At 68.1% G+C, this 23,171-nt stretch carries 27 protein-coding genes; 15 read left to right on the top strand and 12 right to left on the bottom strand.

The annotated features are described in order from the left end of the window. Positions 1-160: 160 nt before the first annotated feature. Together N1F91_RS27300 and N1F91_RS27305 are read right to left on the bottom strand one after the other, a co-directional pair. The gene (locus tag N1F91_RS27300; protein WP_289996849.1) at positions 161-460 is read right to left on the bottom strand and encodes a nucleotidyltransferase domain-containing protein; all 300 of its coding nucleotides are present in this window, start codon (positions 458-460) and stop codon (positions 161-163) included. Positions 461-508: 48 nt separating this feature from the next. Further along, positions 509-925, bottom strand: a complete 417-nt coding sequence (locus N1F91_RS27305) for a PaaI family thioesterase (protein ID WP_289996850.1) — start codon at positions 923-925, stop codon at positions 509-511. A 107-nt stretch (positions 926-1,032) separates the two neighbouring features. On the opposite strand from N1F91_RS27305, the gene paaA reads away from it, so the two are divergent. The 8 genes from paaA (at position 1,033) to paaE (ending at position 5,758) form a co-directional block, all read left to right on the top strand. Then, complete coding sequence (paaA, locus tag N1F91_RS27310) at positions 1,033-2,028, top strand: 1,2-phenylacetyl-CoA epoxidase subunit PaaA (RefSeq protein ID WP_289996851.1); 996 nt, start codon at positions 1,033-1,035, stop codon at positions 2,026-2,028. Positions 2,029-2,034: 6 nt separating this feature from the next. Continuing rightward, the gene (locus N1F91_RS27315) at positions 2,035-2,244 is read left to right on the top strand and encodes a type II toxin-antitoxin system HicA family toxin (RefSeq protein WP_289996852.1); all 210 of its coding nucleotides are present in this window, start codon (positions 2,035-2,037) and stop codon (positions 2,242-2,244) included. Then, positions 2,228-2,506: a hypothetical protein gene (locus N1F91_RS27320; protein WP_289996854.1), complete on the top strand. Its 279-nt coding sequence runs from the start codon at positions 2,228-2,230 to the stop codon at positions 2,504-2,506. Before N1F91_RS27315 ends, N1F91_RS27320 begins: the two co-directional genes overlap by 17 nt. Before the next feature lie 5 nt (positions 2,507-2,511). Next, positions 2,512-2,973: a DUF3291 domain-containing protein gene (locus N1F91_RS27325; protein WP_289996855.1), complete on the top strand. Its 462-nt coding sequence runs from the start codon at positions 2,512-2,514 to the stop codon at positions 2,971-2,973. An 11-nt stretch (positions 2,974-2,984) separates the two neighbouring features. After that, complete coding sequence (paaB, locus tag N1F91_RS27330; protein WP_289996857.1) at positions 2,985-3,272, top strand: 1,2-phenylacetyl-CoA epoxidase subunit PaaB; 288 nt, start codon at positions 2,985-2,987, stop codon at positions 3,270-3,272. Continuing rightward, a complete protein-coding gene (paaC, locus tag N1F91_RS27335; RefSeq protein WP_289996858.1) occupies positions 3,272-4,045 on the top strand; it encodes a 1,2-phenylacetyl-CoA epoxidase subunit PaaC in 774 nt (257 codons plus the stop codon). The genes paaB and paaC overlap by 1 nt, the downstream gene beginning before the upstream one ends. 89 nt (positions 4,046-4,134) lie before the next feature. Then, positions 4,135-4,668, top strand: a complete 534-nt coding sequence (paaD, locus tag N1F91_RS27340) for a 1,2-phenylacetyl-CoA epoxidase subunit PaaD (protein WP_289996897.1) — start codon at positions 4,135-4,137, stop codon at positions 4,666-4,668. A 10-nt stretch (positions 4,669-4,678) separates the two neighbouring features. After that, positions 4,679-5,758, top strand: a complete 1,080-nt coding sequence (gene paaE, locus N1F91_RS27345; RefSeq protein WP_289996859.1) for a 1,2-phenylacetyl-CoA epoxidase subunit PaaE — start codon at positions 4,679-4,681, stop codon at positions 5,756-5,758. Between the two features lie 274 nt (positions 5,759-6,032). Here the strand turns inward: paaE and N1F91_RS27350 are convergent, their stop codons facing one another. From N1F91_RS27350 to N1F91_RS27390, 9 genes are all read right to left on the bottom strand, one after another. Then, positions 6,033-7,715, bottom strand: a complete 1,683-nt coding sequence (locus tag N1F91_RS27350) for a glycosyltransferase family 39 protein (RefSeq protein ID WP_289996860.1) — start codon at positions 7,713-7,715, stop codon at positions 6,033-6,035. A 7-nt stretch (positions 7,716-7,722) separates the two neighbouring features. Continuing rightward, positions 7,723-8,055, bottom strand: coding sequence for a lipid-A-disaccharide synthase N-terminal domain-containing protein (locus tag N1F91_RS27355; RefSeq protein WP_289996861.1), 333 nt, complete (start codon positions 8,053-8,055; stop codon positions 7,723-7,725). Next, positions 8,052-8,789, bottom strand: coding sequence for a glycosyltransferase family 2 protein (locus tag N1F91_RS27360; protein WP_289996862.1), 738 nt, complete (start codon positions 8,787-8,789; stop codon positions 8,052-8,054). The genes N1F91_RS27355 and N1F91_RS27360 overlap by 4 nt, the downstream gene beginning before the upstream one ends. An 81-nt stretch (positions 8,790-8,870) precedes the next feature. Then, positions 8,871-10,520: a thiamine pyrophosphate-binding protein gene (locus N1F91_RS27365; protein WP_289996863.1), complete on the bottom strand. Its 1,650-nt coding sequence runs from the start codon at positions 10,518-10,520 to the stop codon at positions 8,871-8,873. Next, positions 10,517-11,701, bottom strand: a complete 1,185-nt coding sequence (locus N1F91_RS27370; RefSeq protein WP_289996864.1) for a CaiB/BaiF CoA-transferase family protein — start codon at positions 11,699-11,701, stop codon at positions 10,517-10,519. The genes N1F91_RS27365 and N1F91_RS27370 overlap by 4 nt, the downstream gene beginning before the upstream one ends. An 88-nt stretch (positions 11,702-11,789) precedes the next feature. Then, positions 11,790-12,260, bottom strand: coding sequence for a type II toxin-antitoxin system VapC family toxin (locus N1F91_RS27375; RefSeq protein WP_289996865.1), 471 nt, complete (start codon positions 12,258-12,260; stop codon positions 11,790-11,792). Continuing rightward, a complete protein-coding gene (locus N1F91_RS27380) occupies positions 12,260-12,499 on the bottom strand; it encodes a type II toxin-antitoxin system prevent-host-death family antitoxin (RefSeq protein ID WP_289996866.1) in 240 nt (79 codons plus the stop codon). The genes N1F91_RS27375 and N1F91_RS27380 overlap by 1 nt, the downstream gene beginning before the upstream one ends. Positions 12,500-12,604: 105 nt before the next feature. Next, entirely contained in the window at positions 12,605-13,003 is a 399-nt protein-coding gene (locus N1F91_RS27385; RefSeq protein ID WP_289996868.1) for a DUF2442 domain-containing protein, read from the bottom strand. Between the two features lie 50 nt (positions 13,004-13,053). Next, complete coding sequence (locus N1F91_RS27390) at positions 13,054-13,989, bottom strand: alpha/beta hydrolase (RefSeq protein WP_289996869.1); 936 nt, start codon at positions 13,987-13,989, stop codon at positions 13,054-13,056. Positions 13,990-14,195: 206 nt separating this feature from the next. Here N1F91_RS27390 and N1F91_RS27395 point away from each other — a divergent pair, with 206 nt between their 5' ends. From N1F91_RS27395 to N1F91_RS27420, 6 genes are all read left to right on the top strand, one after another. Next, positions 14,196-15,236, top strand: coding sequence for an ABC transporter substrate-binding protein (locus tag N1F91_RS27395; protein ID WP_289996871.1), 1,041 nt, complete (start codon positions 14,196-14,198; stop codon positions 15,234-15,236). Positions 15,237-15,258: 22 nt separating this feature from the next. After that, positions 15,259-16,047: an ABC transporter ATP-binding protein gene (locus N1F91_RS27400; protein WP_289996872.1), complete on the top strand. Its 789-nt coding sequence runs from the start codon at positions 15,259-15,261 to the stop codon at positions 16,045-16,047. Further along, positions 16,044-16,826, top strand: coding sequence for an ABC transporter permease (locus N1F91_RS27405; protein ID WP_289996873.1), 783 nt, complete (start codon positions 16,044-16,046; stop codon positions 16,824-16,826). The genes N1F91_RS27400 and N1F91_RS27405 overlap by 4 nt, the downstream gene beginning before the upstream one ends. Before the next feature lie 113 nt (positions 16,827-16,939). Next, entirely contained in the window at positions 16,940-17,965 is a 1,026-nt protein-coding gene (locus tag N1F91_RS27410; protein WP_289996874.1) for a ribonuclease, read from the top strand. Between the two features lie 149 nt (positions 17,966-18,114). Beyond that, the gene (locus N1F91_RS27415) at positions 18,115-18,378 is read left to right on the top strand and encodes a type II toxin-antitoxin system ParD family antitoxin (RefSeq protein ID WP_289996875.1); all 264 of its coding nucleotides are present in this window, start codon (positions 18,115-18,117) and stop codon (positions 18,376-18,378) included. Next, complete coding sequence (locus tag N1F91_RS27420; protein ID WP_289996876.1) at positions 18,375-18,674, top strand: type II toxin-antitoxin system RelE/ParE family toxin; 300 nt, start codon at positions 18,375-18,377, stop codon at positions 18,672-18,674. Before N1F91_RS27415 ends, N1F91_RS27420 begins: the two co-directional genes overlap by 4 nt. A 254-nt stretch (positions 18,675-18,928) precedes the next feature. Here N1F91_RS27420 and N1F91_RS27425 read toward each other — a convergent pair whose 3' ends face one another. Next, positions 18,929-20,986, bottom strand: coding sequence for a DEAD/DEAH box helicase (locus N1F91_RS27425; protein ID WP_289996877.1), 2,058 nt, complete (start codon positions 20,984-20,986; stop codon positions 18,929-18,931). Positions 20,987-21,220: 234 nt separating this feature from the next. On the opposite strand from N1F91_RS27425, the gene ettA reads away from it, so the two are divergent. Next, the gene (gene ettA / locus N1F91_RS27430) at positions 21,221-22,870 is read left to right on the top strand and encodes an energy-dependent translational throttle protein EttA (RefSeq protein ID WP_289996878.1); all 1,650 of its coding nucleotides are present in this window, start codon (positions 21,221-21,223) and stop codon (positions 22,868-22,870) included. Positions 22,871-23,171: the final 301 nt, after the last annotated feature.

Genomic DNA, 23,171 nt, shown 5'->3' on the forward strand with positions numbered 1-23,171 from the left:
CAGACCAATCGACAAACTCACCACACCGCCAAATCCACCGAAGCCAAATCCCAACCAGATCAGCTTCGCGTTCCTGCAAAGCTAAACCGGACAGCAGTGGGACAAGCCCGAGGATGACGGCACTGAACCCGCGCCGGCTGCGGAGACTTCGCCGAGGTCATCAGAACACCCGGATCGCTTCGCTTTCGATGGAGCCTCGGTAAGCGGGAACGATATTGTCGTGCGTGCCATAGCCGATCGCCACGTCCGGCAGTTGCTGCTCCAGGAGACGCAGCGGGTTCATGTAGCTGCCGAGGTCGCGCTGCCGTCCCGGCGCGAATTCGACGATGACGTCCACGTCGCTGTCCGGCCGCGCCTCGTCCCGCGCATAGGAGCCGTAGAGATAGAGCGCCACGATCCCGCTGTCGCGCAATGCGGGCTCGAGGCTCTTCAGGCGCGCGATGACGGCATCCCGGTTCATGGGCTCGAATATAGGCGCGTTGTACTTCGCCGTCACGCCGTACCCCGCTCACTCCTCCAGATAGGCGAACGCGCTCGTCGCCGTCACTGCGACCTTGGTCTCGCCCTTCGCCCGCATCTCCACCTTCGTATAGGCCATGCGCTTGCCGTTGGAGAGCACGTCGACGCGGATGTCGACGTCGCCGGGCTTCAGCGGCCGGATGAAATGGGTGGTCAGGTCCACCGTCGTGCAGATGCGGAAGCGGCCGTTCAGGGCCGCCAGCGCCACCACCGCGCAGGTGTCGGCGGCCGCCGCCGTCGCCTGGCCGCAGATGATGCCGCCGACATGCACCAGCGCCCGGTTCTCCGGCAGCACGAAGTCGCCGCCCGCCGCGTCGAAACCCACCGGCTTCAGCCCCATCTCGACGATCCACGGCGCAAACACCCGTGCCAGCGTCTCTTCCGCTTCCTTCACACCGAATTGCACCGGATGCCCCTCCCTGTCGTGTTACGAAACATTGCCAATCGCGATCGATTTTGTTACATATGCCCCAACGGGCGGATGTGTTACGATCCGACCATGGAGGAGATGCCATGTACAGCCAGGGACTGATCGGCGCCAAGACCGAGACGAACGAGGACGAGGCGTTCCTCGCCGCCTTCCAGGCGCGCATCGACGCCGAGGAGAAGATCGAGCCGAACGACCCGATGCCGGAGGGCTACCGCCGCACGCTCATCCGCCAGATCGGTCAGCACGCGCATTCCGAGATCGTCGGCATGCTGCCGGAGGGCAACTGGATCACGCGGGCGCCGTCGCTGCGCCGCAAGGCGGCACTGCTTGCCAAGGTGCAGGACGAGGGCGGCCACGGGCTCTACCTCTATTCGGCCGCCGAGACGCTCGGCGTATCCCGTGAGCAGATGACCGAGGAGCTTCTCGCCGGCAAGGCCAAGTACTCCTCGATCTTCAACTATCCGACCCTCACCTGGGCCGACATCGGCGCCATCGGCTGGCTGGTCGACGGCGCGGCGATCATGAATCAGATCCCGCTCTGCCGCTGTTCCTACGGCCCCTATGCCCGCGCCATGATCCGCGTCTGCAAGGAAGAAAGCTTCCACCAGCGCCAGGGCTACGAGATCATGATGACGCTGGCGCAGGGCACGCCCGAGCAGAAGGAGATGGCGCAGGACGCGCTGAACCGCTGGTGGTGGCCCTCCCTGATGATGTTCGGCCCGCACGACACCGAGAGCCAGCACGGCGACCAGTCGATGAAGTGGAAGATCAAGCGCTTCACCAATGACGAGCTGCGCCAGAAATTCGTCGACGCCACCGTGCCGCAGGGCGAGTATCTCGGCCTCACCTTCCCCGACCCCGAGCTGAAGTGGAACGAGGGCCGCGGCGCCTATGATTTCGGCGCCATCGACTGGGACGAGTTCTGGCGCGTGGTCAAGGGCGGCGGCCCGATGAACCGCGAGCGCCTCGCGGCCCGCCGCAAGGCCTGGGACGACGGCGCCTGGGTGCGCGAGGCGGCACTCGCGCATGCCGAAAAGCGCAAGGCCCGCAGGGAGGCGACGCGGCTCGCGGCGGAGTGAGCCGCGGTGCCGCGAAAACTCCGTGAGCTTATCGCCGACCTGCTGCGCGCCGGATTCGAAGAGATGTCAGGCAAAGGCAGCCATCGGAATTTTCGCCATCCGCGTTTGCGCGGTAAGATCACGCTCTCGGGCAAACCGGGAGAAAATGCACAGAGTTATCAAGAGCGCGACGTGCGCGACTGGCTGAGGAAAGCACGCGATGCCCAGCGGCCGTGACTACGCAAAAATCGTGAAATGGTCCTATGAGGACAATGCCTATGTCGGCATGGTGCCGAGCCTGTTTTCCGGGGGCTGCCACGGGCCGGACGAGAAGGCCGTCTTCGACGAACTGTGCCAGATCGTCGAGGAGTGGGAGGCGATCTTCGAAGAGCGCGGCGATCCGTGGCCGCCCTCGGACCCGCCGCACATTTCCGAGGTTGCGGACCGGTTTCGGGAAGCCATGACGCGCGGCGATCGTGCCGCGACGGCCGCCGAGTAACCCCCATGCACCTCGCCCAGCTCAACATCGCCCACCCGCGCTTCCCGCTCGACGACCCGCGCATGGCCGGCTTCATGGACAATCTCGACCGCGTCAACGCCGTCGCCGAGCGCAGCCCGGGCTTCGTCTGGCGCCTCGTCGGCGACGGCGAGGACGCGACCGATCTCCGGCTCTCCGACGATCCCGACGCGATCGTCAACATGTCGGTCTGGGAGACCGCCGCGCATCTGGAACACTTCGTCTGGAACACCGTCCACAAGCGGATCTACCACCGCAAGGGCGAGTGGTTCGCGGCATCGGGCAAGCCGTATTTCGTGATGTGGCCGGTCGCGGCCGGCCACCGGCCGGATCTCGCCGAGGCAGCCGCCCGGCTCGACCACTACACCCGGCATGGCAGCAGCGACCATGCCTTCGGATGGGAAGGCCTGCCGCATCTGAAGCGGTGGATGGAAGAACGCTGCGCTTGAGGAGCAACGACATGGCAAAACACGAGATCCCGCTCTGGGAAGTCTTCATCCGGCCGCGCAACGGCCTGGCGCACAAGCATTGCGGCTCGGTGCACGCCGCCGACGAGGTGATGGCGCTGCAGGCCGCGCGCGACGTCTACACGCGACGCGGCGAGGGCGTGTCGATCTGGGTCGTGCCGTCGGCGGCCATCGTCGCCTCCGACCCGTCGCAGAAGGAGGAGAACTTCGAGCCGACGGCGTCGAAGATCTACCGCCACCCGACCTTCTACACCGTTCCGGACGAAGTGGGGCACATGTGATGGGTGCGGCCGTCGCGATCGACCGCGAGACGCTGGTCACGCTCCTCGTGCGGCTTGCCGACGACCACCTGGTGCTCGGCCACCGCCTGTCGGAATGGTGCGGCCACGCGCCCATGCTGGAGGAAGACCTTGCCATGCCCAACATGGCGCTGGACCTGATCGGCCAGGCGCGCGCGCTCTACGCTTATGCCGCCGAGATCGAGGGCAGGGGCCGCAGCGAGGACGATTTCGCCTATCTCCGGCGCGAGCGCGAATATCTGAACTGCCTGCTGGTCGAACGCCCCAATGGCGACTTCGCCCAGACCATGCTGCGCCAGCTCTATGTCGCGGCTTACATGGAGCCGTTCTGGAAGGCGGCCGCGTCCTCGTCAGACGCGACGCTCGCCGGCATCGCCGCCAAGGCCGTCAAGGAGGTCGCCTACCACATCCGCCATGCCGGCGAATGGGTGGTGCGGCTGGGCGACGGCACCGAGGAGAGCCGCCGCCGCATGGAAGCCGCGATCGAGGAGCTGGCGCCCTACATCGACGAGCTGTTCGAGGACGACGCCGTCACCGCCGCCGCCGCCGAGGCCGGCATCGCGCCGCAGCCCTCGTCGCTGCGCCCCGCCTTCGACCGCATCGTCGGCCCGATCTTCGCCGAGGCAGGCCTCACCTTCGTCACCCCGCCCTACAGCCAGCGCGGCGGCCGCAAGGGCATGCATGGCGAGGCCATGGGTTTCCTGCTCGCCGACCTGCAGCACATCCAGCGCACCTATCCGGGGGCGACGTGGTGAGCGAGCGCACGCTCCCTTCCTTCTCCCCGCTTGCGGGGAGAAGGTGGCCCGAAGGGTCGGATGAGGGGCAGCGCGAACGCGTCCGATCCCTGCACCGCCCCTCATCCCCCTGCCGGGACCTTCTCCCCGCAAGCGGGGAGAAGGAGGAACTCCAGCACCGCGCCTGGGCTGCCGCCGCCGCCGTGCCCGATCCCGAAGTGCCCTGCGTCACCGTCGCCGATCTCGGCATCCTGCGCTCGGTCGAACTCGTCGACGGCGTCGCGGTGGCGAAGGTCACGCCGACCTATTCCGGCTGCCCGGCGGTGCTCGCCATCGAACTCGCCGTCGAGGCGGCCCTGCGCGACGCCGGCTTCGAGGCGCGCGTCGAGCGAGTCATCTCGCCGGCCTGGACCACCGACTGGATCACGCCGGAAGGCCGCGACAAGCTGCGCGACTACGGCATCGCCCCGCCGGAAAAGACCTCGTCCTCGATCCGCTCGCTGTTCGGCGAAATCGAGGTCGCCTGTCCGCGCTGCGGCTCGTCCGACACCGAGCGCGTCTCCGAATTCGGCTCGACGGCCTGCAAGGCGCACTGGCGCTGCCTGGCCTGCCGCGAGCCCTTCGACTATTTCAAATGCATCTGAGGCAACCCGCATGGCACCTCGTTTCCACGATCTCGTCGTCACCGACATCGAACGCCAGACGCCCGACGCGGTGGCCGTCGCCTTCGCCGTCCCCGACGCGCTGCGCGACGCCTTCGCCTTCCGCCCCGGCCAGTACCTGACGCTCGCCACCACGGTCGACGGGCAGGACGTCCGCCGCTCCTATTCGATCTGCTCGGCCCCCGGCGAGCCGGTGCTGAAGGTCGGCGTCAAGAAGGTGGCCGACGGCCGCTTCTCGCGCTTCGTCAACGAGATGCTGTCGGTCGGCGACACCATCCGCGTCATGCCGCCCGAAGGCCGCTTCACCTCGCTTGCCGGCGACCGCCACGACTACCTGCTGATCGCGTCCGGCTCCGGCATCACGCCGATGCTGTCGATCGCCAAGACCGTCCTCGCCCACGAGCCCGACAGCACGGTCACCCTCGTTTACGGCAACCGAACCACCGACACGATCATGTTCCGCGAGGAGCTGCAGGACCTGAAGGACGCCCACATGCGGCGCTTTTCGCTGGTCAACCTGCTCTCGCGCGAGAAACAGGACGTCGACCTGCTCAATGGCCGCATCGACGGCGCCCGCATCCGCCGCATGGCCGATCTCGGGCTGATCGATCCGCTTTCCAGCGACGGCGTCTTCCTCTGTGGCCCCGGCGCGATGATCGACGACGTCTCGGCGATGCTGAAGGACTACGGCGTCGATCCCGACCGCATCCGCTACGAGCGCTTCACGCCCTCGGGCGAGGCGCCCGCACCGCGCGTGCCCTCCGCCGCCGCGCAAAAGGCGGTGGCGCAGGGCGTGTCGGTCGAGATCGTGCTCGACGGCGTGCGCCGCTCCTTCCCGATGGGCGAAGCCGCCGCCACGGTGCTCGATGCCGCGCATGCGGCCGGCCTCGAACTGCCCTATTCCTGCGCCGGCGGCATGTGCTGCACCTGCCGCTGCCGCGTCGTCGAGGGGCAGTCCGAGATGGCGGTCAACTTCTCGCTCGAGCCCTGGGAAATCGAAGCCGGCTTCACCCTCGCCTGCCAGACCCGCCCGCTCTCGGACCGCCTGGTGCTCGACTTCGACGCGGCGTAGGGGGCGGGCTGGCGACAGGCTTCGGACGGCCGGCGCGCCACCTCACCGGTTCGTCATCCCGGAACGCCGTCCGAGCTCAGCGAAGGACGGCGTATCCGGGATCCATGCCTCGCCGTCCATGCCCGCGATCCGGTCCACGACGAGGCCCGTGCCGCCGCCATGTCTCCGCCGTCCAGCCTCTCGACACCCGCCGAGGCATGGATCCCGGGTCTGCGCCTTCCGCTCCGCTCCGGCTTCGCCCGGGATGACGAAGGAGGCGGCGCCCGTCCTCCGCCTAGCGCTTCATCCGGAAGAACCTTAGGAACCGCTTCGTCCCCTTCGAATAGTTGATGCCCTCGACGCTGCCGACCTCCTCGACCGACGGGAGCCCGCCCGGCAATGCTGCGGCGAAGCGCTCCATCGCGCGCTGGTCGATCATGGCGACGGTGCAGTCCGGGCTCGCGGCGAGTTCCCCCGCCGCACCGGCGGCGTCCGTCAGCAGCGTGTCGGTGGCGGTGAGGAAGACGAGGCTCGGCTCGTGGTAGCCGACGGCGACGAGGCGCGAGTCGGGGCAGGTCTTCACCCTGGCGAAGGTCTCGGCCAGCTGCGGCGACAGCCAGACCGGCTTGAGGCCGGGAACGACGGCGATGGTAAGCACGGCGAAGGCCGCGGCCGCGGCCAGCGTCGCCGGCAGCACGGCGTTGCCGAAGCCGGCGCCGGAGCGCAGGCCCGATCCGAACCAGGCGGCGGCGAGCAGGAGCAGGCCGGCCAGCAGGCCCCAGGCGGAGAAGGCGCCGGTGAGATAGGGCGTCGCGCCGACGGCGATCGCAGCCAGCGCCAGTGCCACCAGCCCGAAGCCGGCGAGCGTCAGGCGCCAGAGCCAGATCTGCCAGCGCCTGAGATCGTCCGGCTGTGCCGAGGCGTTCGTCAGCGCCCAGCTCATGGCAAGCAGGATCGCGGGATAGGCCGGCAGCGCATAGTGCGGCAGCTTGGTCGGGATCAGTTCGATCGCCACCCAGTAGGGGACGTACCAGCAGACGAGGAACAGCAGCGCGGGATCCGCGCGGCAGCGGTTCAGGGCCTTGAGGCCCCCCCGGAGCGCCAGGGGTGCGAACGGAAACAGGAAGAGCACGTAGATCGCCGCGTAGTAGCCGGGCGGGAAGCCATGCGATTCCTGGCCGGAGCCGACCTTCTGGATGAAGTCCCTGCCCAGCGATTCCTGCCAGAATTCGGCGCCGCTCTTCCAGGTGATCAGGACAAGCCACGGCGCGGCAATGGCGAGCATGAGCGCTGCGCCGCGCAGGGCCCTCAGGTTCCTCAGCCATGCGCGGTCACGGTCGAGGAGGGCAAGCGAGGCGACCGTCAGCGCCGAGAGCGCCGGCACCACCGGCCCCTTGATCAGGATCGAAGCACCCAGTGCGGCCCAAAACACCCATGGCGCGGCGGCCGACGGCTCGAGTCGTCCTCTTGCCGACAGATAGACCCGCGCCAGCGCCGCCTGCGCGACGACGGCTGTCGCGAGCAGGGTGGCGTCGGTCTTGGCGATGCGCCCTTCGAACAGCAGCATCACGATGCCCGCCAGCGCCGTGCCGGCGATCAGCCCCGCCATGGAGCCGAACAGCGTGGCGCCGAGCCTCGCGGTCGCCAGAACCGCCACCGTCGCGGCCAGCACCGAGACCAGCCGATAGGCCCAGACCGGGGCGTCCGCGCCCTGTCCGGTGACGGCAAGCGCCGCCGACTGCAGCCAGTAGATACCGGCGGGCTTCTTGTAGCGCGGCTCGTCCTGGAAGCGGATGTCGACGTAGTCGCCGCTCGCCACCATCTGCTTCGTCGCCTGGACGAAACGCGATTCGTCGCGGTCGGTCGGCGGCAGCGAAGCGATGCCGGGCACGAAGGCGAACAGGCAGAGCACGACCAGCAGAAGCTGCTGCAGCGCGCTCAGGCGGCCTGCCGTCCCGCGGGGTCCCGTTTCGCTCATGGCAGGATCATTCGGTCCGGGCCGAGAGCCTGCGCTTCTCGTTGAAGATCAGCTTCAGGTTGCGGACATAGATGAAGAGGCCCATGGCCTGGCCCGCGATGAAGACGGGATCCTGCCGCTGGATCGCATAGATCAGCAGCAGGGCGCCGCCGCCGAGCGAGAAGAACCAGAAGGCGATCGGCACGACCGAACGCTTCTCGCGCTCGGAGGCCAGCCATTGCACGACGAAGCGCATGGTGAACATCGCCTGGGCCACGAAGCCGAGCACGATCCAGCCGTCGAACTGGGCCACGAAGACGGTGTACAGCCAGTCGGCGAGCCCCTGAAACCAGCTCATCATCTCACCTCCGTCACGCGCGGAACCGTCTTGCGCCGCCGCCTCAGCCACCAGACGCCGAACAGGTCGAGCGCGCCGCGCAGCCCGCGGTCGAGAATGCCGTAATTGGACTTGCCGAAGCGGCGCTGCCGGTCGGTGACGTCGATGTGGGTGGCCGTGTAGCCCTCGCGCAGCACCAGCGCCGGCAGATAGCGGTGCCAGCCGTCGAAATAGGGCAGTTGCCGGAACAGCGCCGTCGGCACGGCCTTCAGGCCGCAGCCGGAATCGCGCGTGCCGTCGCGCAGAATCGCCTCGCGCAGATTGTTGGCGAAGCGCGAGGACAGCTGCTTGAGCCTGGTGTCGGTCCGTTTCAGCCGCTGGCCGGCAGCGATGCCGCAGCCGGGGCCCGCGGCGAGCAGCGCATCGGCGAGCTTCGGCAGGTAGGCCGGGTCGTTCTGGCCGTCACCGTCCATCGTGACGACGATGTCCTTGGCCGCGTGCCAGACCCCGGAGCGCACCGCCGCGCTCTGTCCGGCGGACCGGTCGTGCCTGACGAGGCGCAGCCGGCCGCCGGCCGATCCCGCGCGGGCGGCGATCACGTCGGCGGTCCGGTCGGTCGATCCGTCGTCGACGACGATGATCTCGTAGTCGCGCCCGGCGAGCGCCTGGTCCACCTCGTCGAGGAGGAAGGCGAGGTTCTCGGCCTCATTGCGGCAGGGGATGACGACCGAGACGGACGCCGTCGGCGCGGTGTTCATGAGAAGGTTTCCAACAATCGCGGTCCCCATATCATCGTCGACCGGCAAGCGCCACACGCCATGATGCGGTGCAGCGTGCCGTCAGCGCCTCTCGCGGATGTCGGTCAGCGTGCGGGTCGGCGTGATCGCCTCGGGGTCCAGCCTGATCTCGACGATCGCCGGGCGGCCGGCCGCCCGCGCGCGCGCGAAGGCGGCCGCGAAGTCTTCGGTCTTCTCCACCGTCTCGCCATGACCACCATAGGCGCGGGCAAGTGCTGCGAAGTCCGGATTGACCAGATCGGTCGCGACCGACCGGCCCGGGTACTCCCGCTCCTGGTGCATGCGGATGGTGCCGTAGATGCCGTTGTTGACCACGATCACGACGATCGGCAGGCCGTACTGCACCGCAGTGGCGAATTCCTGTCCGTTCATCAGGAAGCAGCCGTCGCCGGCGAAGGCAATCACCTCGCGCTCGGGAAACAGCGCCTTGGCGGCGACCGCGGCCGGCGTGCCGTAGCCCATCGATCCGGAGGTGGGCGCGCCCTGCGTTGCAAAGCGGCGGAAGCGGTGGAAGCGGTGGATCCAGGTGGCGTAGTTGCCGGCGCCGTTGGTCAGGATCGCGTCGTCCGGCAGCACGCTCTCGATATGGGCCATGATCGGCCCCATGTGGACGTCGCCCGGGCCGCTCGCAGGCGGTGTCGACCAGTCCAGATAGGCGCGGTGCAGGTCCTCCGTCCGGTCGGCCCATGCGGGAAGCGCCTTCGGCCCGCGGCCCGCGAAGGCAGCGGTGAAGGCTTCGGGCGAGGCGTTGATGGCGAGCGTCGGGCGATAGACCCGGCCGAGCTCGCCTGAGTCGGGATGGACGTGGATCAGCGTCTGGTCGGGGTAGGGGCTCTTCAGGAGCGTATAGTCGGAAGACGGCATCTCGCCGAACCGCCCGCCGATCATGAGCACGACGTCGGCCTGCCGGACGGCCGCCGCAAGCTTCGGGTTCGGCCCGATCCCGACGTCGCCGGCATAGCAGGGATGCAGGTGGTCGAAGAGCATCTGGCGGCGGAAGGAGCAGCCGACCGGCAGCGACCAGCTTTCGGCCGAGCGCTGGAAGTCGGCCACCGCGCGTTCGCTCCAGCGCGTGCCGCCGAGGATCGCGATCGGCCGTACGGCCGCGGCGAGGAGGTCGACGGCCTGCTGCACCAGATGCGGATCCGGGGCAGTCTCCACCGGCGTCCAGGCCAGCGGCGCGACCGTCTCGCACTCGGCCGTCAGCATGTCCTCCGGCAGCGAAATCACGACGGGTCCGGGCCTGCCGGACGTGGCGACGGAAAAGGCGCGCGTAACGAATTCCGGCACCCGCGCCGGATCGTCGATTTCCACCACCCACTTGGCGATCGAGCCGTAGAACGCCTTGTAATCGACCTCCTGGAAGGCTTCGCGCTCCAGGTTGCCGCGCGCCACCTGGCCGATGAACAGGATCATCGGGATCGAATCCTGCGCGGCGATGTGGATGCCGGCCGAGGCGTTGGTGGCGCCAGGGCCGCGGGTGACGAAGCAGACGCCCGGCCTGCCGGTCAGCCGTCCGGCGCAATCGGCCATCATCGCCGCGCCGCCTTCCTGGCGGCAGACGATGGTGCGGATGGCCGAATCGTGCAGCGCGTCGAGCACGGCGAGGTAGCTTTCGCCCGGCACGCAGAACACGGTCTCGACGCCATTCGCCTCGAGGGCGTCGACGATCAGCTGGCCACCAGTCTTCATGACGTCTCCTTCTCCAGTCGTTCCAGTTCGGCAAGGATTTCGGCCGAGTGCTCGCCGAGGCGTGGCGCAGGGCGCTCGTAGATCGGCGGCGTGGCCGACATCAGCATCGGCGCGCGCACCGAGGGCAGGCGCGTGCCGTGGCCGTCGGCCAGCTCCATGCGCATGCCGCGCGCCACCGTCTGCGGATCGGCAAACATCTCCGCGATGTCGTTGATCGGCGAGGCCGGCACCGCCACCGCGTCGAGCTTCGGCAGCAGGTCGGCCTTGGTCCAGCCGGCGAGTGCCGCGACGAGCTGTTCGCGCAGGCGCACACGGTTGGCAACCCGGGCGGGGTTGGTCGAAAAGTCGGGGTCGGCCGACAGCACGTCGAGGCCCACCACCTTGCAGAAGCGCTGGAACTGGCCGTCGTTTCCGGCCGCCAGGATGAAGTGCCCGTCCTTCAGCGGCAGCACCTCGTAGGGCGCGATGTTCATGTGGGCATTGCCCATCTGCACGGGCGGCGTGCCTGAGACTAGATAGTTCAGGTTCTGGTTGCCGAGCACCGAGATCTGGGTGTCGAACAGAGCCATGTCGATCCACTGGCCCTCGCCGGTCGCCTCGGCATGGCGCAGCGCCGCCTGGATGGCGATGACGGAATAGAGCCCGGTGAAGATGTCGGAGATCGCCACGCCCGCCTTCTGCGGCTCGCCGCCCGGCGCCCCGGTGATAGACATCATGCCGGCCATGCCCTGGATGATGAAGTCGTAGCCCGCGCGCGGCGCATAGGGGCCCGTCTGGCCGAAGCCGGTGATCGAGCAGTAGACGAGCCTCGGATTGACCGCCTTCAGGCTGTCGTAGTCGAGGCCGTACTTCTTCAGGCCGCCGAGCTTGAAGTTCTCGATCAGGACGTCGCTCGTCGCCGCCAGCCGCCGCACGATCCCGGCGCCCTCCGGCGTCGAGAAGTCGACCGCGATGGAGCGCTTGCCGCGGTTGGTGGAGTGGTAGTAGGCGGCCGACAGGTTCTCCCCGTCCGCGCCCGTCACGAAGGGCGGCCCCCACTTGCGCGTGTCGTCGCCGCCATCCGGATTCTCCACCTTGACGACGTCGGCGCCGAGGTCGGCCAGCAGCTGCCCGGCCCAGGGTCCCGCCAGGATGCGGGCAAGTTCGAGGACGCGGATGCCGGCGAGCGGTGCGGTGGACATGGACGGGGCGGTTCCTGCGACGGAGTCGCCGGGTGCCTAGCAGATGGAGAGGGGTGGTGTCACGCGGGGGGCGCGAACCTGCAAGGGCTCAACCATTCGATCCGCCGTAGCCCTCCAACTCGATCCCGGGTCCAATGTTCAGTCCCAGTCGCCGCCCTTCCTTGATCAGAGTCTTGTCCAGCGTCAGTATCGCTGCAGCTCGATGATTGCGCGCAATTGCAAGGTGCAGGGCATCGGCCGCGCGCAAGCTGGTGCTGCGCGTGCGAAGCAGTCCCATCGCCGCCTCGTAATCGGCAACGTCCGTCGGCAGGACTATGAACAAGCGGCTGAGCATGCGTTCGAACATGGCTTCCGCGTCGTCCGACTGCTGTCCGGTCAAAAGGTTCATCCGGCGGTGCCGTGCCAGCACCGAGCAAAACTCTACGCGGGTCCAGTGACCGGTTGCCAACGTCCCATCAGCAGTGCTCTTCAGGTACTCCGAGATAGGTCCGCTGGTCGCCTCGGGTACGAAGAGCGGCGTGAGGAAGGACGTATCGAGATAGCGGATGGCAGGGGCCATCAAAGGCTTTCGTCGCGAAGCGCGCGCAGGACCGCCACGCCCGATTCGGGCAGTGTCGGCATGGTCGCCCGAAATGCCGCGAGCTCCTCAAGGAAGACGGATTTCGTCTCGCTCGCCGCCGCCGAGACCTGCGCGACCGGCCTGCCGTGGCGGGTGATGACGAAGGTTTCGCCGGCTTCCACCCGGTCCAGGATGGTGCTCAGGCGGGCCTTCGCCTCCGCGAGACTGACCGTCGTCATTCTGCATCTCCATCTGGTCATCCGACAGGCAATATATGGCATGGATCCCGGCTATCTGCCACATTGAGGGGTGCGCGTTCCTCCATCCACGTCAGCCGGCAACCGTCACGCGCGCTTGCGCGGCCTTCCACCCTTCGCGCCGTTGGCCCGCGCGGCCTCGGCCTTCGCGGGAGAGGTCGCGCGGCCCGCCCGACGCGCCATCCACGCGGCTGTGCCGAAGATGCCGGCAAGAAGTCCCTGCACGGAATAGTCGACGTCGAGCCGCTCCCAATGCAGGCCATAGCCGTCGCCGAGCGGTTCGACCTCGGCGAGATCGGCGTCTTTGGCATCCGAAAGGCCCTCCACCAGGGCGACCGGAAAGGCGAAGCTACAGCCATTCGTCAGCTCGACCACGATGCGGCGCGTGTCCCCGTCGAAGCGGGCGGAGACTGCAAGCGGGCCGCTGCGCAACGCTCCTCCCCGCCGTTCCGCGGCATCCATCCGGTCGTCTGAAACGTCAGTCATGGATCTCTTTCCAGCGCTTCCGGTCGCGTTAACCCATCACGTTGGGTTTTTCAACCACCCACCACCCCCTCCACCCAAGCCACAAAATCCGCCATCACCTGATCGCGGTTCACCTCGTTCAGGCTTTCGTGGCGGGTGTCGGCGTAAACCCTTGATGTGAGATTCGAAAAGCCCATTGCCCGCATCCGTCCGGCGAGGTGCTCGGTCGCCTTGCCGCCGTCGGTCGCCGGGTCCTTCTCCCCGCCGACGATGCTGATCGGCAGGTCGCGGCGGATGCGGGCGAGGTTCGTGTCGTTCGCGCCGGCGAAGATCAGGCGGAACACGTCCTGCCACATCGAGACGGACGCGTCCCAGCCACAGAGCGGATCGGCGACGTAGGCGTCGACCTCGGCGGGGTCGCGCGACAGCCAGTCGAAGGGTGTGCGCGCATTCGGTACCTGTTTGGCCCAGGCCTGGAAGGTGAGCTTCGGCACGATGCGCGACGGCACGTCCGAGCCGAGACGAAACCGCTCCCAGGCGAGCAGCCCCTGGCCGACGCGGCCGGGCAGCCCGGCGGAGAAGTTGGCGTTCCAGATCGCCGCGCCAGCCACCCGGTGCGAGGCGGAGAACAGCGTGTTCAGCGCGATCAGCCCGCCCATCGAGTGGCCGAAGATGATCACCGGCACGCCCGGCCACCGGGCGGCGATGTGCTCGTGCACGGACATGACGTCGGCGACGACCCTGGCGACGCCGTCGCCGCCGGTGGCGAATATGCCCGCCGGAGCGTCGGGCGCTCTCGTGTGGCCGTGGCCGCGGTGGTCGTGCGCGACGCTTGCGATGCCATGTTGCGCGAGACAATCCGCGAAACGGGCATACCGCGCCGCGTGCTCGGCCAGGCCGTGGTTGATCTGGACCACCGCCTGAGGGCGGCCGTCGGGCTCCCGGCTGTAGAGGTTGAGCACCGCGCCCGAAGACGCGACGAGCTTCGTGTCGTCGTCGAATGGCATCTTTTCCTCCGGATGGCTTGCCTCGGACCATTTCCTTCCCTGCAGGGAAGGTCAAGCGCGTCCACGCGCGACCACGCATCCCACCGTTGCACGCCAGTTGTTCACGGCGGAAAAATGCCGATGGATTGTGCAGCCGCGTCTTGCCAACGGCGAAGCGGCATTGTTTGATGACGATCGTACAACATTCCGTGCCGGAGAAGACAACAATGCATCTGACCAGACGACTCTTCTCGCTTGCCGCCGCAGGCGTGATGTCCCTGGCCGCTTTCGGCGGCGCAGGGGTCGGGGCCGCCATGGCCGAGACCGACATCAAGTTCACGCTCGACTGGAAGTTCGAAGGCCCCGCCGCCGGCTTCCTGCTCGCCATCGACAACGGCCATTTCGCTGCCGAGGGGCTCAACGTCACCATCGACACCGGTGCCGGATCGCGCGAATCGATCCCGCGCGTGGCCACCGGCGCCTACGAGATGGGCTTCGGCGACATCAACGCCCTGATCAAGTTCCTCGACGAGGATCCGTCCCAGAAGGTCAAGGCGGTCATGATGATCTATGACAAGCCGCCCTTCGCCGTGATCGGCCGGGCCGCGCAGGGCATCACCGAGGATCCGAAGTCGCTCGAGGGCAAGAAGCTCGGCGCGCCGCCGCCGGACGCCGCCTTCGGCCAGTGGCCGGCCTTCGTCCAGGTCGCGGGCATCGACACGTCGAACATCACGATCGAGAATGTCGGCTTCCCGGTGCGCGAGCCGATGCTGGCGCAGGGTGCCGTCGACGCGATCTTCGGCTTCTCCTTCTCCAGCGTCCTGAACCTCAAGGCGCAGGGCATTCCGGCCGACGACATCGTCACCATCCTGATGGCCGACCACGGGCTCGAACTCTACGGCAACGCCGTCATGGTCAACGAGGATTTCGCCGCCGCCAATCCCGAGGCCGTCAAGGGCTTCGTGAAGGCCTTGGCGAAGGGCTTTGCCGACGCGGTCGCCGATCCGGAAGCCGGTGTGGCCGCCGTCATGTCGCGCAACGAGATCCTGACCAAGGAGATCGAGGTCGAGCGTCTCGGCATGGCCAACTCCATGAACATCAAGACGCCCTACGTCGTGGAGAACGGCTTCGGCGGCGTCGACGAGGCGAAGCTCGCGAAGTCGATCGACCTGCTCAAGATTTCGATGGGCCTCAAGGGCGCGGTGACCGCCGCCGAGGTGTTCGACGCCTCCTACCTGCCGCCGAAGGAAGAGCGGATGCTGCCGTAAGGCAGCGGCAGGGGGGTCCGCGATGCAGCCGCTCGTCACCATCGACAAGGTGGAGATGCGTTATGGGGGAGCTGACGGCCTGCTGGCCGTCAGCGACCTGACGCTCTCCGTCGCCAAGGGAGAGTTCGCCGCCGTGGTCGGTCCGTCCGGCTGCGGCAAGTCCACGCTGATGAAGCTGGTCACGGGCCTCTACATCCCGCAGCAGGGCGTGGTCACGGTGGCCGGCGCGCGGGTCACCAAGCCGGTCTCCATCGTCGGCATGGCCTTCCAGAACCCCACCATGCTGCCCTGGCGCACCACGCTCGACAACATCCTTCTGCCGCTCGAGGTGGTGGAACGCCATCGCGGACGGCTTCGGGCCAACAAGGCCGAATACGTCGCCAAGGCCGAGGCGCTGCTGGAGACCGTCGGGCTGAAGGGCTTCGGCCATAAATTCCCCTGGCAGCTGTCGGGCGGCATGCAGCAGCGCGCCAATCTCTGCCGGGCGCTGATCCACGAGCCGGACCTCCTGATGCTCGACGAGCCGTTCGGCGCTCTCGATTCCTTCACCCGCGAGGAACTCTGGTGCGTCATCCGCGACCTGCACGCCGCGCAGGGCGTCACCATCGTTCTCGTCACGCACGACCTGCGCGAGGCGACCTTCCTCGCCGACCGCATCTTCGTGATGAGTTCGCGGCCCGGCCGCATCATCGAAGAGCGGCGGGTGCCGTTCGCCCGGCCGCGCGACCTCGAGCTCATGTACGATGCGGCCTTCACCGACATCGTCCACGAACTGCGCAGTTCCATCGCCGACGCACGGAAGGCCGCATGAGCACGCAAGCGAAAGGTTTCGACTGGGTCCGGGCCGCACCCTGGCTCTACACCGCCGCGCTGTTCATCCTGTGGGAGGGGGCCGCGCGCGGCTTCGACCTGCCGCAATACATCCTGCCGGCGCCCACCGTCATCGCCCAGGCGATCGTGCAGTACTGGTCGGCGATCTGGAAGAACTCGCTGCAGACGCTCTACACCACGCTCGCCGGTTTCCTGCTCGCCGTCGTCGGCGGCCTGGCGCTCGGCATCCTGGTCGGCTGGTCGCGCTTCATCTATGCCGGGCTCTACCCGCTGATGGTCGGCTTCAACGCCATTCCCAAGGTCGCGCTGGTGCCGGTGCTGGTGATCTGGTTCGGCATCGGCACGGTCCCGGCGATCCTCACCGCCTTCCTCATCGCCTTCTTCCCGATCGTCGTGAACGTCGCCACCGGCCTCGCCACCATCGAGCCGGAGATGGAGGATGTGCTGCGGGCGCTCGGTGCCAAGAAGATGGACATCATGCTGAAGGTCGGCATCCCGCGCTCGATGCCCTATTTCTTCGGCTCGCTGAAGGTGGCGATCACGCTCGCCTTCGTCGGCTCGGTCATCTCCGAGACGGTGGCGGCCAATTCCGGCCTCGGCCACATGATGCTCGGCGCGCAGTCGCAGTTCAACGTGCCGCTGGTCTTCGCCGGTCTCGTCATGCTGGCGATCGAGGGCATCGTCATGTACGCCATCATGGCGTGGATCGAGATGCGCATGACCGGCTGGGCCCACCGCAGCCAGACCATGGCGGCGTGATTTCCCGGCGCCGTGCGAGCGGCCGGGTACGGACTGTGCGGCGCGTCACAGTCGCGACAGGCGAGACGGGGTAGGGTGGCGGCGATCCGTCGTCGTCAACGGGAGGAACCGCCATGCGCCTGTCCACCATCCACGGCCTCGTCGCCGCTCTTACAGCCATCGCCGCCGTCCCCGCCGCCGCCGAGGTGCGGCTCGAAGGCTATTTCATTGCCAGGGACGAATGCGCCGCCACGCAGTCGATCCGCACCGGCGCCAATCCCGGCACGGTGGTCACCGAGATCGGCCGCGCCTACGACATGCTTGCCGGCAACAAGGAGCCGCCGAGCCATTTCCTCATCCGCGTCCCCGGTGCGACCCCCGACCGGCGCTGGGTCAGCACCGGCTGCGGCGTGCATGCGACGGATGCCGGCGGATCGCCCGCGCCGGTGACGCCGCCGGCCGGCGGCGGCGGGGAGGGTGGCGGCCAGGCTGCCACGCGGGTCGACCACGTCCTTGCCGCCAGCTGGCAGCCGGGCTTTTGCGAGACGCGGCCCGCCAAGACCGAATGCGAGACGCAGACGCCGGACCGTTTCGACGCCAGCCATTTCGCCCTGCACGGGCTGTGGCCGCAGCCGCGCAGCAACGTCTACTGCCAGGTCGCGCCCGACATGGCCGCCGCCGACAAGGCCGGCCGCTGGGAGGATCTGCCCGACGTCGCTCTGCCGCAGGACGTTCGCGCGGAGCTCGACAAGGTGATGCCGGGCGCCGCCTCCTTCCTCGACCGGCACGAGTGGATCAAGCACGGCACCTGCTACGGCGACACCATGGAGGAATACTATTCGGATTCGCTCGCGGTGATGGCCGATCTCAACGCGTCTGCCGTGCGCGACCTCTTTGCCGCCAACATCGGCGCGACGCTGACCGCGGGCCAGATCCGCGACGCCTTCGACGCGGCCTTCGGCCCCGGCGCGGGTTCGCGGGTCCGGGTGGCCTGCGTCACCGATCCCTCGAACGGCCGCCGGCTGATCGGCGAACTGACGATCGGCCTGTCGGGCGAGATCGACGGCGAAACGACCCTGTCGGACCTGATCTTCGCCGCAGCCCCGACCGCCGACGCCGGCTGCCCGCAAGGCATCGTGGATGCGGCGGGGCTGCAGTAGCGGCGTTGCCCGTCGGGAGGCGCTTCAGGACGGGAGCGGCAGCAGCTCTCCCCTGGAGCGCATTGGACGCGCCGGGAGGGGAACTCCATCGGGCGTTGGTTGCTAACTGTTATCACGCCGTGGTATGAGGAAGGATGAAAGGGCATACCGTGGCCAGCAGTGCAAACCTCGGAAAGCATCTTGAGACCTACGTTACCGAGCTGGTGAAAACCGGACGGTACAATTCCCGCAGTGAAGTCCTGCGCGAAGGCGTGCGGCTGGTCGAGGAGCGGGAGAAGCGTCTGACCGTGCTCGACGCGGCTCTCGCGCGCGGTCTCGCCGATGCGGATGCAGGCCGCACGGTGCCGCTGGAGACGGTCGGGAACCGGCTCGCGGCAAAGTACCGTACCATGGCCGAAGACCGCGACGCGTGATCGTCACGCTCACCCGCGAAGCGGAAGCCGATCTCGAAGCGATCGGCGACTATATCGCGGCCGACAATCCCGCCCGCGCCGTGACATTCGTGCAGGAGCTGGTCGGCAGGTTTGCCCTGCTGGGCGACATGCCGAGGGCATTTCCGCTGGTGCCCCGCTACGAGCACACCGGCGTGCGACGGCTGCCCCACGGCAACTATCTGATTTTCTACCGGGTGGCAGAAACCCAGGTCGAGATCCTGCACATCCTGAATGGCGCTCAGAACTACGAACCGCTGCTTTTCCCGGGCGGCTAAAGCATGTCTCCAGAAAGTGGGCACCGGTTTCGGGTGAAAGACATGCGCGAAAACAAAGACCTAAAGCGTACGGAGCGAATCGGAAAGATCGCGACGCGCTTTAGCTCCCCGCACAAAGTCAAGCAGGTGGCCGCGATCTGCGACGAACGAGGGGACCGCACCAGCCGAACGGGCGCGCTCGAAAGGCGGAGCGATGTGCGCGCCACGTCCGATACACTGCCCGCCGCGATGACGCGCCCGCCGCGGCCCTTCCGTCAGCCTTCCGTATTCTTCCGCTTCGCCTTCTTCTCCGCCTTGCCGGCGAAGTCGGGCTTGCCCTTGTCCTTCGACGGCTTCTTCGGCCCCTTGCGGAAAGGCGCCCGGTCGTCGCCGGCCCGCTCGGCGGTCGCGCGCTCGGCCGGGGCACGGTCCGCCGGGGCAGCGTCGCGACGCGCCCAGCTGCCTTCCGGCTTGACCGGCTTCTCGGGCCGCTCGTTCCAGGCGGGACGATCGGCGCGCTTCTTCCAGTCGGGGCGGGCGGGCGCCTCGTCGCGCGTCGCCGGCCTTTCGGGCCTCGCATCACGCGCGGGCTTGTCCTGCCAGCCGCCATGCTCCTTGCGCGGACGGTCGTCGAAGCTCTTGCGGGGCCGCTCCGTCCGCGGCTCGCCGCTCCAGGCCTTGCGCGGCGACATGTCCGGCGTGCCCGACAGCCGCGTGACGCGGATGTTGTTCTGCAGCGTTCCCTTCGAACCGATCGCCGCGACCAGCGCATCGGCATGGCTGGCGGCGATCTCCACGAAGGTCTCCTCCGGCTGCATCTTGATGGCGCCGATCTCGGACTTGGTGATGGCGTCGGAGCGGCAGAGCATCGGGATCAGCCAGCGCGGCTCGGCATTCTGCTTGCGGCCGACCGACAGCGAGAACCAGACGGTCGCGCCGATGTCGCGGTCGCGCGGGCGCGGGCCGTCGAGCGGCGCACGCTCGTCGCGGTCGCGCCGGGGACGCGCGTTCGGGTCGACCGGCACGTCGACCAGTTCCTCGGGCGCCGACCGGCCGGCGCGCCACAGCCGCAGGAAGGCGGCCGCCACCTGCTCCGGCGCATGGCGGGCGAGCAGCTTCTCGACCGTCGAGCCTTCCTCCTCGGTGACCGTCTCTGTCAACGCCGCATCCGACAGGAGCCGCTCCTCGTCGCGCGCGGCGACGTCGTCGGCGTTGGGTGCGGCCGCCCAGACGGCGGTGATGTTGGCCAGCTGCAGCGTGCGCTCGATGCGGCGGCGCGCCGGCATCGGCACGATCAGCGCGCTGATGCCCTTGCGGCCGGCGCGGCCGGTGCGGCCCGAGCGGTGCAGCAGCGCTTCGGGATTGGTCGGCAGGTCGGCATGGACCACGAGGTCGAGGTTCGGCAGGTCGATGCCGCGGGCCGCCACGTCGGTGGCGATGCAGACGCGGGCGCGGCCGTCGCGCATGGCCTGCAGCGCGTGCGTGCGCTCGCTCTGGCTGAGCTCGCCCGACAGCGCCACGACCGAAAAGCCGCGGTTGTTGAGCCTTGCCGTCAGATGGTTCACCGCCGCGCGCGTGTTGCAGAAGACGATGGCGTTGCGCGCCTCGTGGAAGCGCAGCACGTTGACGATGGCATTGTCGCGGTCGGATGCGGCGACGGGGTGGACGCGGTACTCGATGTCGGCATGCTGCTCGCGGCCGGTCTCGGTGGCGACGCGGACGGCGTTCCTCTGGTAGTTCTCTGCCAGCGTCGCGATCGGCTTCGACACGGTCGCCGAAAACATCAGCGTGCGGCGCTCGGCCGGCGCTGCCTCCAGGATGAACTCGAGGTCCTCGCGGAAGCCGAGGTCGAGCATCTCGTCGGCCTCGTCCAGGACCACGGCGCGCAGCGCGCTCATGTCGAGCGCATAGCGGGTGATGTGGTCGCGCAGGCGGCCGGGCGTGCCGACGACGATGTGGGCGCCGCGCTCCAGCGCGCGCCGCTCGGTGCGGATGTCCATGCCGCCGACGCAGGAGGCGATCTGCGCGCCGGCGCCGGCATAGAGCCATTCCAGCTCGCGCTTCACCTGGAGGGCGAGTTCGCGCGTCGGCGCGATGACGAGGGCGTAGGGGGCCGCCGCATGGCCGAAGCGCTCGTCGTCGCCGAGCAGCGTCGGCGCCAGCGCCAGGCCGAAGGCCACCGTCTTGCCGGAGCCGGTTCGGGCGGAGACGAGCGCGTCGGCATCGCGCAGCCCGGGTGCCAGCATCGCCTCCTGCACCGGCGTCAGCGTGGTGTAGCCGCGTTCCTGCAATGCCGTGGCGAGCGCCGGGACGACGCCTTCGAATATGGTCATGGTAATCTTTCGGGGTACTGTGTCGCTTGAACGCGGTCCGCCGGCCGGCCGCGTCACCGCGGCGCTGGGCCTTGCTGGTCCATCCTGCGGTCCTCCCTACCGCCTGGAAGGCCGAATGTACAGGCCACGTCCGCGCATGGCAGCCCGGCGGCATTGCCCCAGACGGCGGTTTCGCTTACATAGCGCCCACAATCTCAACCTTTCCCTCTCATAAGACGGAGTGCGACGCGCCCCATGGCACGCCAGTTCATCTATCACATGTCGGGCCTCTCCAAGGCCTACGGCGCCAAGAAGGTGCTGGAGAACGTCCATCTTTCCTTCTACCCGGACGCCAAGATCGGCATTCTCGGCCCCAACGGCTCGGGCAAGTCGACCATCCTGCGCATCATGGCGGGCGTCGACAAGGAATGGACCGGCGAAGCCTGGCTCGCCGACGGCGCCACCGTCGGCTACCTGCCGCAGGAGCCCGATCTCGATCCGGCGCTCGACGTGTTCGGCAACGTCATGGAAGGCGTCAAGGCCAAGACGAACATCATCGAGCGCTACAACGAGCTGATGATGAACTATTCCGACGAGACGGCGGACGAGGCGACCCGTCTCCAGGACGAGATGGACCGGCTCAACCTGTGGGATCTCGAACAGCAGGTCGAGATGGCCATGGAAGCGCTGGCCTGCCCGCCCAAGGAGGCCGACGTGACCACGCTGTCGGGCGGCGAGCGCCGCCGCGTGGCGCTCTGCCAGCTGCTCTTGCGCCAGCCCGACCTTCTGCTCCTCGACGAGCCGACCAACCATCTCGACGCCGAGACGACGTCGTGGCTGGAAAAGCATCTGCGCGCTTATCCCGGCGCCGTGATGATCATCACCCACGATCGCTACTTCCTCGACAACGTCACCGGCTGGATCCTCGAGCTCGATCGCGGCCGCAGCATCCCCTATGAGGGCAACTATTCCGCCTACCTCGAGGCCAAGGCCAAGCGCATGAAGCAGGAGGGCCGCGAGGACGACGCCCGCCAGCGCGCCATCACCCGCGAGCGCGAGTGGATCGGCTCGAGCCCGAAGGCAAGGCAGACCAAGTCCAAGGCCCGCATCGCGGCCTTCGAGCAGCTGCTCGAGGCGGCCAACAGCCGCCGCCCGAGCGACACGCAGATCGTCATTCCGCATGGCGAGCGGCTGGGCAACGTGGTCATCGAGGTCGAGGGCCTGACCAAGGGCTATGGCGACCGGCTGCTGATCGACGATCTCTCCTTCAAGCTGCCGCCCGGCGGCATCGTGGGCATCATCGGCCCCAACGGCGCCGGCAAGACGACGCTGTTTCGCATGATCACCGAGCAGGAGACTCCGGACGGCGGCTCGATCCGCGTCGGCGAGACCGTCAAGCTCGGCTATGTCGACCAGAGCCGCGACACGCTCGATCCGAACAAGACCGTCTGGGAGGAAATCTCCGGCGGCGCCGAGGTGGTCAAGCTCGGCAAGTTCGACGCCAACACGCGCGCCTACTGCTCGTCCTTCAACTTCCGCGGCGGCGACCAGCAGCAGAAGGTCGGCAATCTGTCGGGCGGCCAGCGCAACCGTGTCCACCTCGCCAAGATGCTGAAGACCGGCGGCAACGTTCTCCTGCTCGACGAACCGACCAACGATCTCGACACCGAGACGCTGGCGGCACTGGAAGACGCGCTGGAAAACTTCGCCGGCTGCGCCGTCATCATCTCGCACGACCGCATGTTCCTCGACCGCATGGCCACCCACATCCTCGCCTTCGAGGGCGACAGCCACGTGGAATGGTTCGAGGGCAACTTCGAGGACTACGAGAAGGACAAGGTCCGCCGCCTCGGCCCCGACGCGCTCAACCCGCACCGCATGACCTACAAGCGCCTGACGCGGTAGGGTTTTCGGCGTGACCGGCGGGGTGGCGGGGAGCGTTTCGCGGCGACGTCGCGGGACGCCCGAAGACCGCAACTGGCTGGATGCCGGATGGTTGAGTCGGCGTTCAGGCAACGCGGACGTCTCTGGTCCGGATGTGCTACGGTCGACGGGCAGGATGAGGACCGCGCTGGCGAAGCGGGCGCTCGCACCCGGCCGGAGCTGCGCCACCCCACCTTCGTCATCCCGGAACGACGTCCGAGCGCAGCGAAGGACGACGTATCCGGGATCCATGCCTCGGCTGATGTCGTCGGGCGAGACGATG

This window comes from Aquibium sp. ELW1220 (genome assembly GCF_030398385.1).
Taxonomy (GTDB): Bacteria; Pseudomonadota; Alphaproteobacteria; order Rhizobiales; family Rhizobiaceae; genus Aquibium.

Bases quoted from the DNA above. Each gene is read 5' to 3' on its own strand.
- N1F91_RS27300 (WP_289996849.1), bottom strand. From the start codon at position 460: ATGAACCGGGATGCCGTCATCGCGCGCCTGAAGAGCCTCGAGCCCGCA.
- paaA (WP_289996851.1), top strand. From the start codon at position 1,033: ATGTACAGCCAGGGACTGATCGGCGCCAAGACCGAGACGAACGAGGAC.
- N1F91_RS27320 (WP_289996854.1), top strand. From the start codon at position 2,228: ATGCCCAGCGGCCGTGACTACGCAAAAATCGTGAAATGGTCCTATGAG.
- N1F91_RS27325 (WP_289996855.1), top strand. From the start codon at position 2,512: ATGCACCTCGCCCAGCTCAACATCGCCCACCCGCGCTTCCCGCTCGAC.
- paaB (WP_289996857.1), top strand. From the start codon at position 2,985: ATGGCAAAACACGAGATCCCGCTCTGGGAAGTCTTCATCCGGCCGCGC.
- paaC (WP_289996858.1), top strand. From the start codon at position 3,272: ATGGGTGCGGCCGTCGCGATCGACCGCGAGACGCTGGTCACGCTCCTC.
- paaE (WP_289996859.1), top strand. From the start codon at position 4,679: ATGGCACCTCGTTTCCACGATCTCGTCGTCACCGACATCGAACGCCAG.
- N1F91_RS27350 (WP_289996860.1), bottom strand. From the start codon at position 7,715: ATGAGCGAAACGGGACCCCGCGGGACGGCAGGCCGCCTGAGCGCGCTG.
- N1F91_RS27355 (WP_289996861.1), bottom strand. From the start codon at position 8,055: ATGATGAGCTGGTTTCAGGGGCTCGCCGACTGGCTGTACACCGTCTTC.
- N1F91_RS27360 (WP_289996862.1), bottom strand. From the start codon at position 8,789: ATGAACACCGCGCCGACGGCGTCCGTCTCGGTCGTCATCCCCTGCCGC.
- N1F91_RS27365 (WP_289996863.1), bottom strand. From the start codon at position 10,520: ATGAAGACTGGTGGCCAGCTGATCGTCGACGCCCTCGAGGCGAATGGC.
- N1F91_RS27370 (WP_289996864.1), bottom strand. From the start codon at position 11,701: ATGTCCACCGCACCGCTCGCCGGCATCCGCGTCCTCGAACTTGCCCGC.
- N1F91_RS27375 (WP_289996865.1), bottom strand. From the start codon at position 12,260: ATGGCCCCTGCCATCCGCTATCTCGATACGTCCTTCCTCACGCCGCTC.
- N1F91_RS27380 (WP_289996866.1), bottom strand. From the start codon at position 12,499: ATGACGACGGTCAGTCTCGCGGAGGCGAAGGCCCGCCTGAGCACCATC.
- N1F91_RS27385 (WP_289996868.1), bottom strand. From the start codon at position 13,003: ATGACTGACGTTTCAGACGACCGGATGGATGCCGCGGAACGGCGGGGA.
- N1F91_RS27390 (WP_289996869.1), bottom strand. From the start codon at position 13,989: ATGCCATTCGACGACGACACGAAGCTCGTCGCGTCTTCGGGCGCGGTG.
- N1F91_RS27395 (WP_289996871.1), top strand. From the start codon at position 14,196: ATGCATCTGACCAGACGACTCTTCTCGCTTGCCGCCGCAGGCGTGATG.
- N1F91_RS27400 (WP_289996872.1), top strand. From the start codon at position 15,259: ATGCAGCCGCTCGTCACCATCGACAAGGTGGAGATGCGTTATGGGGGA.
- N1F91_RS27405 (WP_289996873.1), top strand. From the start codon at position 16,044: ATGAGCACGCAAGCGAAAGGTTTCGACTGGGTCCGGGCCGCACCCTGG.
- N1F91_RS27410 (WP_289996874.1), top strand. From the start codon at position 16,940: ATGCGCCTGTCCACCATCCACGGCCTCGTCGCCGCTCTTACAGCCATC.
- N1F91_RS27425 (WP_289996877.1), bottom strand. From the start codon at position 20,986: ATGACCATATTCGAAGGCGTCGTCCCGGCGCTCGCCACGGCATTGCAG.
- ettA (WP_289996878.1), top strand. From the start codon at position 21,221: ATGGCACGCCAGTTCATCTATCACATGTCGGGCCTCTCCAAGGCCTAC.